15 protein-coding genes and 1 pseudogene are annotated in these 13,417 nt (G+C 51.6%); 9 read left to right on the top strand and 7 right to left on the bottom strand.

All coding sequences use genetic code 11. The features are described from left to right. Positions 1-214 (bottom strand): annotated as a pseudogene (locus IQ268_RS23105) (photosystem II q(b) protein); the annotation flags it as partial. 361 nt (positions 215-575) lie between these two features. On the opposite strand from IQ268_RS23105, the gene IQ268_RS23110 reads away from it, so the two are divergent. Continuing rightward, positions 576-1,268 carry a response regulator transcription factor gene (locus tag IQ268_RS23110; protein ID WP_193884158.1) on the top strand — a complete coding sequence of 231 codons (693 nt, stop codon included), beginning with the start codon at positions 576-578 and terminating at the stop codon, positions 1,266-1,268. A 519-nt stretch (positions 1,269-1,787) separates the two neighbouring features. On the opposite strand, the gene IQ268_RS23115 is transcribed toward IQ268_RS23110, so the two are convergent. From IQ268_RS23115 to IQ268_RS23125, 3 genes are all read right to left on the bottom strand, one after another. Next, positions 1,788-2,498: a PHP domain-containing protein gene (locus tag IQ268_RS23115; protein ID WP_193884159.1), complete on the bottom strand. Its 711-nt coding sequence runs from the start codon at positions 2,496-2,498 to the stop codon at positions 1,788-1,790. 117 nt (positions 2,499-2,615) lie between these two features. Next, the gene (gene ispF, locus IQ268_RS23120; protein WP_193884160.1) at positions 2,616-3,098 is read right to left on the bottom strand and encodes a 2-C-methyl-D-erythritol 2,4-cyclodiphosphate synthase; all 483 of its coding nucleotides are present in this window, start codon (positions 3,096-3,098) and stop codon (positions 2,616-2,618) included. Between the two features lie 87 nt (positions 3,099-3,185). Beyond that, complete coding sequence (locus IQ268_RS23125) at positions 3,186-3,866, bottom strand: DUF421 domain-containing protein (protein WP_228035651.1); 681 nt, start codon at positions 3,864-3,866, stop codon at positions 3,186-3,188. A gap of 101 nt (positions 3,867-3,967) precedes the next feature. Here IQ268_RS23125 and IQ268_RS23130 point away from each other — a divergent pair, with 101 nt between their 5' ends. From IQ268_RS23130 to IQ268_RS23140, 3 genes are read left to right on the top strand one after another with little or no spacing between them, the layout of a single operon-like run. Continuing rightward, positions 3,968-4,879 (top strand): putative selenate ABC transporter substrate-binding protein, encoded by a 912-nt coding sequence (locus tag IQ268_RS23130; RefSeq protein ID WP_193884161.1) that lies wholly within the window; start codon positions 3,968-3,970, stop codon positions 4,877-4,879. After that, on the top strand, positions 4,876-5,637 hold the full coding sequence (locus IQ268_RS23135; RefSeq protein WP_193884162.1) for a phosphonate ABC transporter ATP-binding protein: 762 nt from the start codon (positions 4,876-4,878) through the stop codon (positions 5,635-5,637). The genes IQ268_RS23130 and IQ268_RS23135 overlap by 4 nt, the downstream gene beginning before the upstream one ends. Next, positions 5,634-7,358: an ABC transporter permease gene (locus tag IQ268_RS23140; protein WP_193884163.1), complete on the top strand. Its 1,725-nt coding sequence runs from the start codon at positions 5,634-5,636 to the stop codon at positions 7,356-7,358. Before IQ268_RS23135 ends, IQ268_RS23140 begins: the two co-directional genes overlap by 4 nt. 9 nt (positions 7,359-7,367) lie before the next feature. Here IQ268_RS23140 and IQ268_RS23145 read toward each other — a convergent pair whose 3' ends face one another. Beyond that, entirely contained in the window at positions 7,368-8,564 is a 1,197-nt protein-coding gene (locus IQ268_RS23145; RefSeq protein ID WP_193884164.1) for a sugar MFS transporter, read from the bottom strand. Between the two features lie 40 nt (positions 8,565-8,604). Here IQ268_RS23145 and IQ268_RS33050 point away from each other — a divergent pair, with 40 nt between their 5' ends. After that, positions 8,605-8,730, top strand: a complete 126-nt coding sequence (locus IQ268_RS33050) for a hypothetical protein (protein ID WP_255527253.1) — start codon at positions 8,605-8,607, stop codon at positions 8,728-8,730. 205 nt (positions 8,731-8,935) lie between these two features. Here IQ268_RS33050 and IQ268_RS23150 read toward each other — a convergent pair whose 3' ends face one another. Together IQ268_RS23150 and IQ268_RS23155 are read right to left on the bottom strand one after the other, a co-directional pair. Further along, complete coding sequence (locus tag IQ268_RS23150; protein WP_370584693.1) at positions 8,936-9,709, bottom strand: intradiol ring-cleavage dioxygenase; 774 nt, start codon at positions 9,707-9,709, stop codon at positions 8,936-8,938. A 158-nt stretch (positions 9,710-9,867) separates the two neighbouring features. Next, the gene (locus IQ268_RS23155; RefSeq protein WP_193884165.1) at positions 9,868-10,227 is read right to left on the bottom strand and encodes a hypothetical protein; all 360 of its coding nucleotides are present in this window, start codon (positions 10,225-10,227) and stop codon (positions 9,868-9,870) included. 378 nt (positions 10,228-10,605) lie between these two features. On the opposite strand from IQ268_RS23155, the gene IQ268_RS23160 reads away from it, so the two are divergent. The 4 genes from IQ268_RS23160 to IQ268_RS23175 all read left to right on the top strand — a co-directional run bounded on the left by IQ268_RS23160 (position 10,606) and on the right by IQ268_RS23175 (position 13,333). Then, positions 10,606-11,058, top strand: coding sequence for a DNA-binding protein (locus tag IQ268_RS23160; RefSeq protein ID WP_193884166.1), 453 nt, complete (start codon positions 10,606-10,608; stop codon positions 11,056-11,058). A gap of 143 nt (positions 11,059-11,201) precedes the next feature. After that, positions 11,202-12,065 carry a radical SAM protein gene (locus IQ268_RS23165; RefSeq protein WP_193884168.1) on the top strand — a complete coding sequence of 288 codons (864 nt, stop codon included), beginning with the start codon at positions 11,202-11,204 and terminating at the stop codon, positions 12,063-12,065. Then, positions 12,025-12,651, top strand: coding sequence for a 4Fe-4S single cluster domain-containing protein (locus IQ268_RS23170; protein WP_193884170.1), 627 nt, complete (start codon positions 12,025-12,027; stop codon positions 12,649-12,651). The genes IQ268_RS23165 and IQ268_RS23170 overlap by 41 nt, the downstream gene beginning before the upstream one ends. 136 nt (positions 12,652-12,787) lie before the next feature. Next, on the top strand, positions 12,788-13,333 hold the full coding sequence (locus IQ268_RS23175) for an NUDIX hydrolase (RefSeq protein WP_193884172.1): 546 nt from the start codon (positions 12,788-12,790) through the stop codon (positions 13,331-13,333). Positions 13,334-13,417 lie beyond the last annotated feature (84 nt).

Here is a 13,417-nt window from a genome sequence, read left to right on the forward strand (position 1 = left end):
TCAAGGAACCAGCGACTGGTTCACGGATGCCGTCAATGTCCACTGGAGGAGCGGCGATGAAGGCGATGATGAAGCAGGTGGTGGCGGTGAGCAGGGTGGGGATCATCAGAACGCCGAACCAGCCTACATACAGGCGGTTATCGGTGCTGGTGACCCACTCGCAAAACCGATCCCACAGGTTGGCGCTTTCGCGCTGTTGAATCGTTGTTGTCATGATCTTATGAGTGCTTTACGAATGAACGAACGGTCGATTGAGTTATGTATTGACTAGGTATGATTTCCTAGCTCTCCTACATCATATTTACATTTGTTGATTTTCGCAAGGTGTTTTGCAAACTTTTGTAAATCTATTTTTATAGAAGAGAAGGCGATCGCCCGCTTGAACAGCGTACAATCCCTGGCACAGAAGAATTGTAGCGATCGCATCCCTCTCACCAGCAAGATGAGATTTTAGACTTTCTTTAGAAGGCTCAGATCGACAAGTATTGCCTTAAGGCAGATCAGCAAACGCTGTCGATGGCGTACCCTCAAGTTGCTAGATTGAAATGGTTAAAGAAACGAGGAGATGAAAAGGGATGGCAGGACGCTTGTTGCTAGTAGACGATGAACCAGGACTGCGGCAGGCGGTGCAAGCCTACTTAGAAGACAGTGGCTTCGAGGTTGAGGTTGCCAGCAACGCTAAGGAGGGCTGGGACTTGCTACAGCAGCACACGCCAGACCTGGTCATTTCCGATATCATGATGCCCCAGGTCGATGGATATCAGTTTTTAAAGCAACTGCGTGAAGATCCCCGGTTTCAGGTAATGCCAGTCGTGTTTTTGACGGCTCGCGGCATGACGACCGATCGCATCCAGGGGTATCAAGCTGGAGTCGACGCCTATCTCTCGAAACCGTTTGATCCAGACGAATTGGTGGCGATCGTCGAAAACCTGCTGGAGCGCCGCTCAGCGACTCAGGCCAGCAGCAGCGATACTGAAAATCCTGACATTGCAGATATGGCACGTCAAATTGCCGAGATTCGAGCCATTTTGACGCAGCGAGGCTCAATTCCTCAATCCCCGGCTCCGATTCGGCTCGACTTTACGCCCAGGGAACAAAGCGTATTAGAACTGGTTGCCGAAGGATTAATGAACAAAGAAATTGCGAGACGGCTTGAGACCAGCGTTCGCAATGTCGAGAAATACGTCAGCCGCTTGTTTAGCAAGACGGGAACAAACAGCCGTACAGAGTTAGTTCGTTATGCCCTGGAACATGGCCTGACCAAATAATGGTGTGACACGGTCATTTGCATACCGCTCTGCCCAACATCCGTGTGACTTGCTATGGAAGCAGCTACTACTGCGAACATTAAGTTACGTTACGGTCTTTTAAGTTTATTTCACTTTTACGTCCCTCATACGAACTGCTGCTATTCTCAGTAAATACTCGGAAATCTGAGAAAAGCACATTAATTAAAGGGAAAAACTTATGAAAACTTCAAGACATTTAGGCCAATCGGTTTCCTTAGCAGCACTGTTAATGCTGACCTGTGTTGGCGTATTTAGTCTGATGATGATTCAGAGCGGTTCATTATAAGTTGGCATCCGTCAGCATTCGTCAGCCCGACTGACTCGTCCGTGCCGCTACCACAACAAACTATGACAACGCCGTTCTGATTGTTTCTCAGAATGATGTTTATCCAGGAACCATTAAAGCCTCTGTCGTGAGTAGACAGGGGCTATTGTTTGTTAATGATTTGTTTCCACAGTGACCCACAGGCAGCAAGCTTTGGTGCCGCGATGTCGGGTTTATAGTCGTTGCAACAAGCTCAGGCCGTGGGTATCGGTGCCGCAGGTGTTTAACAAACCGTAAGCTTCACTTAATTCCAACACCTCTTCTGTTTGCCGAGGGCTTGGCTGCCACGGGGTAGGGTTGTTGTAGGCGTAATAGGCTTCGACTCCGTCAATGCCCAGTTGTACGATCGCCGGGATCAGTTCCGCAGGCGATCGCTTATAGCGAGCCGGGTGCGCTAAAACCGCTATGCCACCTGCCTGACGAATCGCTGTAATAATTTGGCTGGCCTGGTAGGCTTGCCCGGTGGTTGTTCTTCCCTGTAAGTAGGGCTGAATAGCGTCGTGTTCTGGGTCAAATGCATACGCCAGAATATGCACTTCACCTCCTAAGAGGTTGGCGTTAATCTCTATCCCGGTCCAGAGGAACGGCGCTTTATCAGCATCACCCGGTGCAGACGAGGCCAGCCAGTTCGTTAACCACTGCTGCGCCCGACGATAGCCGCTGACGCTGTGGTGATCGGTAATAGCAAGACCTTGTAGACCGATGCTAACGGCCTGCTCCATTAGCTGCTCAGGTTGTAGCTTGCCATCAGAGTGAACGGTATGCATGTGGAAGTTGAACAAGCGAGGACAACTTTCGGCGTGAATTGCCCCAAACACCTGTCGTAATGCCGATGCATTTTGTGCCGCTACTAATGTGGAAGCCTGAGCCAGATTGACAGTCATAACTCCCCGTTTAAAATGCTTAATGTTTCGTTCCACTCTATTCTGACCCAAAGTATCGGAATCGGGGTGGGGGGTTGACGGTTGCGGCAATCAGGCACAAGCGGGCAGCAATTCAGCTCAACCTCGGTTAATTAATAGGGTGACAGCATAGGCAGCAATGCCTTCTTCTCGACCAACTGGGCCTAGCTTTTCGTTGGTGGTGGCTTTGATGCCAATTTGATCCGGGGCGAGTTTGAGGACGGCGGCAAGGCGATCGCGCATGGCCTGGATATGCGGCTTGAGTTTGGGACGTTCGGCCACGATCACCGTATCCACATTGCTGATGTACCAGCCTTTCGCCTGAATTAACTGATTGACCTGTTCCAGCAGCAGCAGGCTATCGGCTCCAGCCCATTGCGGGTCGCTGGGGGGGAAATAGTGACCAATATCGCCCAAGCTCAACGCGCCGAGCATGGCATCCATAATGGCATGGGTCAACACATCAGCATCGCTGTGCCCCAACAACCCCAGTTCATGATCGATGTGGATGCCGCCGAGAATGAGGGGGCGATCGCTCACCAGACGGTGAATGTCGTAGCCGTTGCCAATGCGGATGTTCATTGTTCCCAGTTCACGTTGTCACTCAACCACTCTACGCCAAAATCGACAGTGCTTTGACTGAGGTAATTGTCGGCTTAGGGGCATGAATTAATCTGGGTTACGGATGGCTGGTTCAGTGTCGATCGCCACTGTCTCTTCATCCTCCAGGTCATCCACAAAGATGCTGATGCGGCCATCTCCTTCGATGTAGGCTTTCTTAACGCCGTTGAGGCTGGGGATACCTTGTTGGCGAATTTGGCTCATCAACTCTCGTTTGCTGATCAGCCCACGCTCCAAATTGTCTTGAATGATTTGACCATCCTTAACGAGCAGCAGCGGTGGTGGGGTAATAAAGCGTTGAAACCGGGGAAACTTGTAGCCTGCCCAATTAAACAAATAGTTCCAACAGACGATCGTGGCCAGCAGAACTAAGCCATCGGTGATCGACGAATAGGTGCCCACCATCGCGTTTTGAACGGCATTAGCAAACAATAGAATCACCAGTACATCCGAAACGCCGACTCCGCCCACTTGCCGTCTGGGAATCAGGCGCAGGATAGCAAGAAGGGCTACATAGACGAGCGAACCGCGCAGCACAAGTTCAAGGATAGAGGTATCTGGAACAAAGAGATGGTGCCAATCAACTTGAAATAGCGTGTTCATGAATGGTTGGGCGCGAAATCTGAAGGTAAACAACTTGATTGGTGATGTGTCAAGGTTAGCGGCGATCGCGTCACCATTGGCAAATCTAATTCGAGGCAGATGGGTGCCCCCATCTACCAGGCGCAAACTGTAGACTAATCAATTAGGCAGAGGTCAGAGAAAGACTGAATGATGTTTTGTTGCTCTGCTGTTGATTGTGGTTTTTCTAGCCGTTGCATTGTTGGATCATGAAAAGAGTCGTTCTGTCTACCCTACTATCGCTATTGCTGCCGCTGGCGGCCTGTACGCCTGATTCCTCATCGTCGTCAAACGAGGATGCAGCCACACAACCGTTGGTCACCAGCGCCATTCCAGACCAAGATCCAGAAAAGCTACAACGGCTCTACAGTAAGCTTGCCGACTATTTGGAAACGGAGTTGGGGGTGCCCGTTGAATATAAGCCAGTCACCGATTATGCCGCTGCGGTAACCGCCTTCCGAGTGGGTGATTTAGACATGGTGTGGTTTGGCGGTTTAACTGGAGTGCAGGCTCGCTTGCAGGTTCCAGGCGCAGAGGCGATCGCCCAACGCGACATTGATGCCGATTTTCACAGCGTGTTTATTGCCAACACAAATAGCGGTCTTACCCCCATTGATGATATCGCTCAACTGGCAACGCTCAAGGGACGTAGCCTCACGTTTGGCAGTGAATCGTCTACATCAGGTCGGTTAATGCCGCAATACTTCCTGGAGCAAGCAGATGTTAACCTGGACGACTTTAAGGGGGAGGTTGGGTTTTCTCAATCGCACGATGCCACGATTCAACTGGTGGAAGCAGGAACGTATGAAGTGGGCGCTTTAAATGAGCAGGTCTGGAACAGTCGGGTGCAGGAAGGTGCCGTTGACCTGGATCAGGTGCAGGTGATTTGGCGCACGCCTGCTTATTATGACTATCACTGGGTTGTGAATCCGGATGTGAAAGAGCGCTATGGGGAAGAGTTTGTGGGGCGCGTGCAGGCGGCGTTAATGGCGCTAGACCCCAGTGTGCCAGAGGAAAAAGAAATTCTGGATTTGTTTGGCGCGAACCAGTTCATTGAAACTGAGAATTCCAATTACTCCCAAATTGAAGACATAGGACGGGCGATCGGCAAAATTCAATGACGTTACCCGCACCGCTGTTTGAACTCCGACAGGTAACTCAGCAGTTCGATCGCAGTCTGGCACTGAGAAACATTACGCTCCAAATTTTTCCGGGAGAGCGAGTTGCCCTGGTTGGGTCAAGCGGTACTGGAAAAAGCACCCTGATCCAGTTGCTGAATGGCACGCTGTTACCGAGCCAGGGAGAGGTGTGGGCGTTAGGACATTCCTTAAGCCAGGGTTCGTCGCGGCAGCGGCGGCAGGTGCAACGGCAGATTGGCACCATTTATCAGCAGTTTCATCTGGTCGATACGTTGCCGGTGATTCACAACGTCAATGCTGGACGGTTAGGGCAATGGTCGTTTTTCAAAGCTGCCGTCTCATTGCTTTATCCGCTAGAGGTTGAAGCAGCGGCCAAAGCCTTGCACCGGGTTGGCATTCCCGAAAAGCTGTATGCCCGTACCGACCAGCTTTCGGGAGGGCAACAGCAGCGCGTGGCGATCGCCCGTGTCTTGCGTCAAGATCCGGTAGCTATTCTGGCGGATGAGCCTGTCTCTAGCCTTGACCCTGAACTGAGCCGCGAGGTCATGGCTCTGTTGCGAGAGTTGGTGCAGGAGATGGGCAAAACGCTGGTGATTAGTCTGCATTCCATTGAGCTGGCGCAGCAGTATTGCGATCGCATCATTGGTTTGCGGGACGGAACGATTCTGTTTGATATACCGTCCTTCGCGCTGTCTGCCGAGAGGATCAGAGATTTGTATCGCTTGCGAGAGCCAGGATGACCCGCCCTGCTGTTGATCGCCCTTCCTGGCTAACTCCCCGATCGCGGTGGGGGCTGATTGTGCTGGCCGCGATCGCCTTTTCGCTCTGGCAGGCCAGGGTATTTGAACCCAATCGGTTCAATGTGGGCGGCATTCCGCAACTGCTGCGGTTTGTGCAAGCGAGTGTTCAGCCTGATCTAAGCCTCGACTTTTTACAGTTAACGCTGGATGCTGCGATCGTTACCTTTGCCTATGCGGTGTGCGGCACTTTCTTTAGCATCGTCTTTGGCTGCGTGGGCGGCATTTTGGCCTCGGAGGTGTGGTGGGTGTCGGTCTTGCCACGCCACGCCACGCGTCCCATCTGGTTGGGAATTCGAGCCACGCTGGCGGTGCCCCGTGCCATCCATGAGCTAATTTGGGGGCTATTTTTCGTTAATTTATTTGGGTTAGATCCGCTGGTGGCAATTGTGGCGATCGCCGTTCCCTACGGGGCGATCGTAGCAAAGGTGTTTTCAGAAATTTTGGATGAAACGCCGCGCCAGCCGCTTATTGCCCTGCTCAACAGCGGCGTGGCTCCGTTTACGGCCTTTCTGTATACCCTGTTGCCGCAAGCGTTTCTAGATTTGCTGTCTTATACGTTTTACCGCTTCGAGTGTTCGGTGCGATCGGCGGCAGTGCTGGGCATCATTGGCGCGGGTGGATTGGGCTATCAAATCTTGTTGAGTCTGCAATCGCTGCGGTACGAGCAGCTTTGGACGCTGTTTTATGCCCTGTTTCTGCTGAATGGGGCGATCGACTTTTTTAGCGCCTGGTTACGGCGACGGTTGGGTTCTCCCAGCCGTTTAGATTTGAATCTGCGGAAACAGGCTCGAAGCCGTGGGTCTGGTGGTTCTTTGCCAGATGCACACCCCGCCCGCCAACCACCCGAGCGCGATCGATGGTTAGTTGCCGTTGGCTTAGGGGGCTTGCTGCTGCTGCCGTTTTCGTTTTGGTATGTGGGGGCAGATTTCAGCAAGCTCTGGTCAGCCCGAACCCTGGAACTGTTGGGCGATGTGGCACAGACGGCATTTCCCCCCAACCTGGATCAATCGCAGTGGCAACTGGGGATGGTGGCCGTGCAAACCGTTGCCATGTCTATTCTGGCGATCGCGATCGCGGGCTGTGGCGGTATTCTGCTGTCGTTTCCGGCGGCTCATACGTTCTTTTTGCCCGGAGGATTGTTCACCCCAGCCCAACCGAGCTGGCGCGATCGAGTTCTGGCCTGGACAGGCGTATTGGGAACCCGAGCCGCATTGCTAATCGCCCGTGCTGTTCCTGCCCCCATTTGGGCACTGGTGGCGCTGTTTGTTTTGTTTCCAGGTATTTTGCCAGGAGCGATCGCCCTTGCCCTGCACAACATGGGCATCCTGGGTCGCCTGATGGCTGAATCAAACGAAAATCTCGATCCGCGTCCGCTGGTGGCGCTCAAGGCTCAAGGTACGCCTGCCGCACTCGTTTTTCTTTACGGCGTTTTGCCCATGACTCTGACGCGATCGATCGCCTATATTCTGTACCGCTGGGAAGTGTGTTTGCGAGAAACGGTAATTGTTGGCCTGGTGGGAGCCGGGGGCTTGGGTCGCTTACTCACTGAGCAGTTAAGCAGCTTCGATTACCGCCGTGTCGTGGTAACGCTGGGTTGGTTTGTTATTCTCACCTTTGGGGTCGATTGGGTCAGTGGTGCGATGCGGCGATCGCTGCGCTAACGCTCCCCTTCATGCTCTGGAATCGAGTGGGGCATGACGTACCAACCAGCGATGCAGAATAACCATCACCCCGGTCAGGGGCAGCAGCACGACTGGAATAATTCCTAAATTGAGCTGATTAGCCAACCAACCAACCACAGTGGGCACCGTTGCAGCTCCCAAACTGGCGGTGCTGGTAAGAAACCCGATCGCGGCTGGCACCAAAGCCGGGGGCACTCGCCTTGGCGTGAGCAAGATAGTAGTGGGAAAAATTGCGCCCAGCGCCACCCCAATTAACGGCAAACTCCACAACTGGTCTGGTAACAGCACCCACGCCGCCAACCCCAGAGCCAATAGCCCCATTGAACCATCCAACGTGCGAATTGCACCCAAACGAGCGATCGCCACCCCCATGCCCAACCGTCCCAGGGTTAACCCCAGCCAGTAAGCGCTGATGCTGTATCCAGCCACCATTTCTGGTGTGTTGCGACTAATCACCTGCACACTGTACGCCCAGTTGCCAACCGATGCCTCTGTGCCCACATAAATCAGCAGCAGTAAGCCCGACATCAGCACAATGGGAGTGTTGAGCGCCAGCCGCAGATTGGCAACGGCATCCATGTCAGAGGTTTCAACGCGCACGGTCAAAGGCTTGTAGTCAAACACGATCGCCCACATCATACCTGCGATCGTTAGCCCCACCACGGACGCAATCACCAGATAAACCGATCGCCAGTTCAACCCCACTGACAGCAGCGTGGTAGCGACTGCCGGCCCCAACAGGGCACCCACCCCATAGAACGCGTGCAGCAACCCCAGCAATTTTGCATTACGTTCATCGTTGGCAAAGTAGGTGTTGATGCCTGCGTCAATTAAACCAATGCCCAATCCCAGCAACACTCCAGTGACCACCATGACTGACCACAGCGGCGTGAGGGCGTAGATCAGCAGGGAAAGGGTCAACATCCCAGAGGCTAGCAACAGCATCCAGGCCAGCCCAATTCGGCTAACCAGCAGGCTACTCGCTAATGCGGCTACTATGTATCCCGCTACCTGGCTCAAAAATAACAGGGTTACGGTTGCAGGGCTTAAGTCAAAGGCATTCAGAATAGACGGGATGAGAACGCCCAATCCGCCTTCGGCAATGCCGATCGCAATGAAAGCATAGAATCCGAGGGCGGCACCTACCCAGGCAACATTGCGAACATTTGAATTTGAGGATGGCATGATCTGTGGTTAGGTCGTCAGAGAACGATGCAAAGGTGTGATGCTCGATCGAGTGAACGGTGCTGGCTATGAGAGTTGGGGAGCGATCGCGCTCCATCCGGTTCATTCAAGCACCATGACAAACAAGCACCATGACAAATCGGTTGAACAGCGTCTTCCAATGTAATCCACAGCATACGTGCTGACGACCTTGCGCGGCTTCAAACATCCGAATGCCACTATCAAGTGCCACTATCAAGTGCCACTATCAAGTGCCACTTCAAACTGCCCCAATCCTATGATGGATTTAGCTAATACAGAGTCAACACAGAACTAACAACGATTTATCCCAGGCCGCCACGCCGAGCGTTGTACCACGGTTCAAGCCATCCTTACCCCATTTGCAGCCCAACATCAAACGTGGCGGCGTACCCCCGGTTCGCTTCGCGGAGGGTGAGCAACAACTGGTTTCCACCTTCTCTAAAAATTCCGTCGCGATCGTTCCTTACAGTGCGCTGTCCTTTGCTGGCGTAGGGTGCCTGAGTATGCACTTGATCGGTAATTGAATCATCAAAGTATAGCTGCGAGGTAAACTCATGACTGGAGCCAGACGCGGCACTGGTGCGAATTTTGAAATGGATGTGAACCGTTCTACCTGGATACCAACCGGGATAAATAGAGGTGAACTGAACGAGTCCATTCCGATCGGTCACCTGATATCCACGCAGGAAGGTTTGGCCAACGGTATTGAACGGTCGGTCGGTCACGTTTGAATACATCCCCACTGCGTCACAGTGCCAAATATCAACGATCGCCCCTGCCAGGGGTGTACAGCCAGTGCCACCCATTTGAGAGACGCGAAACGTTAACTGAAGCGGCACGCCCTCTTTCGTTACTCCGGTCGAGGTGTCGGAGCGAACATCGGAGCGATCGAGCGTTTCATCTACAAAATAGGGGCCTTCGGTTTGCGCTGGACGAACAACACAACCCGGTAACGGTGCCGAATCGACGGTGGATGCAGTTGAAGCCGATGCACTCGGTTTCAACTGCACAGAGTTAGAGTGTCTGGGCATACAGCCAACCAGCATAGCCGCTCCGGTTGCCCTAAATAAAGCCAGTGCTGCTCTTCGACTCACCATTCGACCTAAGAGGCGATCGTGGTTTATCACGTTCTCTGTCTCCAGAATGTCTACTCTTCTAATTCAATTTGGCTCAAATGACATTCTGCTTATCCTCTAAATTACAGTTTTGTCATCTTGATTGGAACCAGAACTAAATTAAAAGTCCCCCAGAACTGAGGGATCTGGAGGATGTTCTGAAATGATTAGCGGTTGAGGGTGCTGTCACGTTCGCTGTCGAACCGCTCTGTTAACCGATTTAGACCCCGATTGAACTCATCCTGGTGGCGATCGGTCAGCCCTACATCAGTCGCAATTTTCTCATCCGCTATCATGCTTTTGTTCAGGTTGTCACGATAGGAATCATTGAAGCGATCGGTCAACCGATACAGCCCTTCATTGAACGAGTCTTGATGACGGTCGCTCAAGCTTACATCCGTGGCTAAACCTTTGTTGAGCGTATTGCGGTATGAATCGTTGAAGCGTTCAGTTAAGGCTGAGGCAGGAGCGCTAGCGATCGCAGACAACGCAACAACAGATAGACCAGTCAGAATTAGACGTTTCATAATTTTGCTTCCTCTGGGTTGCTAGTTGGTGCAAGGTGGTCTTGCTTAATTACTAGAGTGCGCCTCAAGCCTGAATCTCGTTTGAGTCGTAGATGAGTAAGGATTAAGGGTTAGCTGAGAAAACTGAGAAGGGCGATCGCTCAATGATATGCCTTTGGTTTCAGTTGAGGAAAAGGTGAAGACAGAACAGCGTTCAACCATCGCACACAGAAGCATCTCAGAAAGGCTGGGTGCCATGACATCCTCACAAGTTCCTCAACTTTACCAGTTAGTTTTTAAGTAGCTCCATATTCAAAGCCCATAGAGGTTATGTGAGCCTGGTTAGGCATGGTCAGGACAATCAATGACTCGGGCTATATCTTGTTAGGGAGGGTGGTTATGAAAAGAATTACGGCTTTAGTAACAACCATTTCGGTGCTGGGTCTACTGTTTACTGGTTCTGCCACTGCCCAACCGCATATAGAGCATGAAAGCAGTGGATGCGGAAGAATGGGCGCACCAGCATCCCGGATGCATGACCTCAGTACAGTCGAAACCATTACAGGAGAGGTGATTGCTGTAGATACCGTGTCCCGTAGGGGTGGCAGGTCGGATGGTGTGCATTTAAGAGTAGCCGCTCAGAGTGGTGAGGTTTCGGTTCATTTAGGGCCAGCCTGGTATCTTGATCAGCAGGGAATACAAATTGAATCGGGAGATCAAGTTGAGGTAATAGGTTCCCGAATCACCATGACAAACGCCTCTACTATCATCGCCAGACAAATTCGTCAGGGCGATCGGGTTTTAACGCTGCGAGATGAAAACGGGTTTCCAGAATGGCGACGACAGCGATAGTGTATCGGTTGAAGAGAAAGGGTTTCATCCTCAACAGCGCAAGGACTCACACATCCATTCAGCCCTGTCTAATCCTTAACGTTACCTGGACAACCTGAATCAAGGAGATCTGAATCAAGGAGATCATTAAGGAGATCTGAGTGATGCGATCGATCCAACCTCAACCCTTTTCTTCAGTGTATGGGCCTGTACAATCATGGCGCTTCGGGCGATCGCTCGGTATTGACCCGATTGGCCTGGTATCTACCTGCTCGTTTAATTGTGTGTACTGTCAACTGGGTAAAATTGAGTGTCAATGCAGCGATCGCCAGATTTTTGTTTCCACTCAACACATCCAACAAAACTTACAACCCTTTGCACCATGGGATGTGGATGTTATCACCGTCAGCGGCAGTGGTGAGCCAACATTAGCATTAAATTTAGGCACCATTCTCACAATGCTGAAAACGGTGGCCAACAAACCGATAGGCGTATTGACCAATGGTAGTTTGTTGACTGATGCAACGGTGCGATCTGAATTAGCGATCGCCGATCAGGTAGCCGTTAAAGTAGATGCCGTCGTGGATAATCAATTTCGACGGCTCAACCGCTCCCTTACCAACTGCAATCTGACGCAATTTTGGTCAGGTTTACAGCAATTTCGTCAATGCTATCAAGGCAAATTGGCGATTCAGACCATGATGCTGTCTCCCTGGAGCGATCGAGACCAAGCCATTTATATTGCCCTGATGTACGCCTTGCAACCCGATGAAATTCAACTCAACACACCCACACGCCCAAAACCGCTGAATCATCAACTAGAGGCACGGGGCAATCATCATCCTTCTGCATTACCCTATCTGGCACGCTGCCTCAAACCAGTCAGTGTTGATGTGTTGAAGACCTTCGCCGATCGCATTCAAGCAACCACCAGTATTCCAGTTCATTATCCCCACCTGCTTTACAACGAGCTAAAGGACGTACAGCATGACACACACAAAACACAATCCTTATCTAGAACTGATTGAAATTCCGGCTGGCTATCTCAATATCATGGGCTATGTTGATGAGTCAGAGGTCAATGGGCCTGGCTGCCGTGCTGTGGTTTGGGTGCAGGGATGTTCACGGGAATGTTCGGAGTGCTTTAATCCTGCATCCTGGTCGTTTGAGATGAATCAACTCATATCAATCGATACATTAGCTCAGAAAATTTTGAGTAACCCTCGTCATGAAGGCGTTACCTTTTCGGGAGGAGAACCTTTCTGGCAAGCACCAGCTCTGGCAGACCTGGCTATTCAGATAAAAGCGGCTGGATTAAACGTAATGTCGTTTACAGGGTTCACGCTAGAGCAACTGCGATCGCCTTACGCCCCGGCGGGTGCTGAAGATTTATTAGACCAACTCGACCTTTTAATTGATGGGCCTTATGTCGAATCGCTGGCGATTCATCGTCCTGACTCGCTGGTATCTTCTAGCAATCAGCGAGTACATGTCTTGAACCCGGCCTTGCGCGATCGCCTCACATGGGCAAGTGACCAAATCGAAATTCACGTGCTCAAAGATGGTAGCCGTATTGTTACGGGATATCGGGGGCAGTTGAACTTGTCCGAATAACGTTATAGACAGTAAGTTGGCAAACGTCACTTGCGTTTTTGATGCCGTTGGCGATCGCCCTGCCCATTGCTTATGTTGAATATTAAAGTTGAGAAGAGATTGTGGCACCCTTCTCGTTCGTGCGGTGTTGATCATCATGCAAGCTCCATCTGAACACCATTGGCTCGTTCGAGATCGCTTCCTGGAACTGCGCTCTCGTTGGATGACCCTGATCGGCGAACATCTACAACCGCCTCAAGGGCAAGAACTAGACTATTGGCGCATTGAAAAAGCAGACTCCATGGTAGTTCTGCCAATTCAAGACCAGCAGATTCTGCTGCCGTCTCCCAGCTATCGCCCCGGCCTTGGACAGGTTACACTGGATTTTCCAGGTGGGCGGGTTGCAACAGGACAAAGCCCTACTGAAGCGGCGATCGCTACATTACAACGAGAGCTAGAAATAGGGGCAACAAGCATCACCGCACTGCTGCCCTTAAATACCTACGGGTGGGCTATCAACAGTTCCTTTTCCAATCAAAACCTTTATGGGTTTGTCGCTCAGATTCAAAACACACCCTTGTTACCTGAAGGGGTTGCAAGCACCTATCCTGCCAGCGCAGATGGAGTGCAGCAATTGTTGCAGGAAATGAGTTGCTTACAATGCCGTGCGGTGCTGTTGGAGTGGTGGTTACAGCAATATTGACGCAATATCATGTCAGCCTTTTTCTATTCAGCAACGCACTACAAAGAAAGCGCCCTTGAGCGGGCGCTACACGAGACACGAAGC

Origin of the sequence: Oculatella sp. LEGE 06141, assembly GCF_015207605.1 — a bacterium.
Taxonomy (GTDB): domain Bacteria; phylum Cyanobacteriota; class Cyanobacteriia; order Elainellales; family Elainellaceae; genus Oculatella.

Bases quoted from the DNA above. Each gene is read 5' to 3' on its own strand.
- IQ268_RS33050 (WP_255527253.1), top strand. From the start codon at position 8,605: ATGCTCGATCGAGTGAACGGTGCTGGCTATGAGAGTTGGGGAGCGATC.
- IQ268_RS23175 (WP_193884172.1), top strand. From the start codon at position 12,788: ATGCAAGCTCCATCTGAACACCATTGGCTCGTTCGAGATCGCTTCCTG.
- IQ268_RS23130 (WP_193884161.1), top strand. From the start codon at position 3,968: ATGAAAAGAGTCGTTCTGTCTACCCTACTATCGCTATTGCTGCCGCTG.
- IQ268_RS23135 (WP_193884162.1), top strand. From the start codon at position 4,876: ATGACGTTACCCGCACCGCTGTTTGAACTCCGACAGGTAACTCAGCAG.
- IQ268_RS23160 (WP_193884166.1), top strand. From the start codon at position 10,606: ATGAAAAGAATTACGGCTTTAGTAACAACCATTTCGGTGCTGGGTCTA.
- IQ268_RS23115 (WP_193884159.1), bottom strand. From the start codon at position 2,498: ATGACTGTCAATCTGGCTCAGGCTTCCACATTAGTAGCGGCACAAAAT.
- ispF (WP_193884160.1), bottom strand. From the start codon at position 3,098: ATGAACATCCGCATTGGCAACGGCTACGACATTCACCGTCTGGTGAGC.
- IQ268_RS23145 (WP_193884164.1), bottom strand. From the start codon at position 8,564: ATGCCATCCTCAAATTCAAATGTTCGCAATGTTGCCTGGGTAGGTGCC.
- IQ268_RS23110 (WP_193884158.1), top strand. From the start codon at position 576: ATGGCAGGACGCTTGTTGCTAGTAGACGATGAACCAGGACTGCGGCAG.
- IQ268_RS23170 (WP_193884170.1), top strand. From the start codon at position 12,025: ATGACACACACAAAACACAATCCTTATCTAGAACTGATTGAAATTCCG.
- IQ268_RS23155 (WP_193884165.1), bottom strand. From the start codon at position 10,227: ATGAAACGTCTAATTCTGACTGGTCTATCTGTTGTTGCGTTGTCTGCG.
- IQ268_RS23140 (WP_193884163.1), top strand. From the start codon at position 5,634: ATGACCCGCCCTGCTGTTGATCGCCCTTCCTGGCTAACTCCCCGATCG.
- IQ268_RS23165 (WP_193884168.1), top strand. From the start codon at position 11,202: ATGCGATCGATCCAACCTCAACCCTTTTCTTCAGTGTATGGGCCTGTA.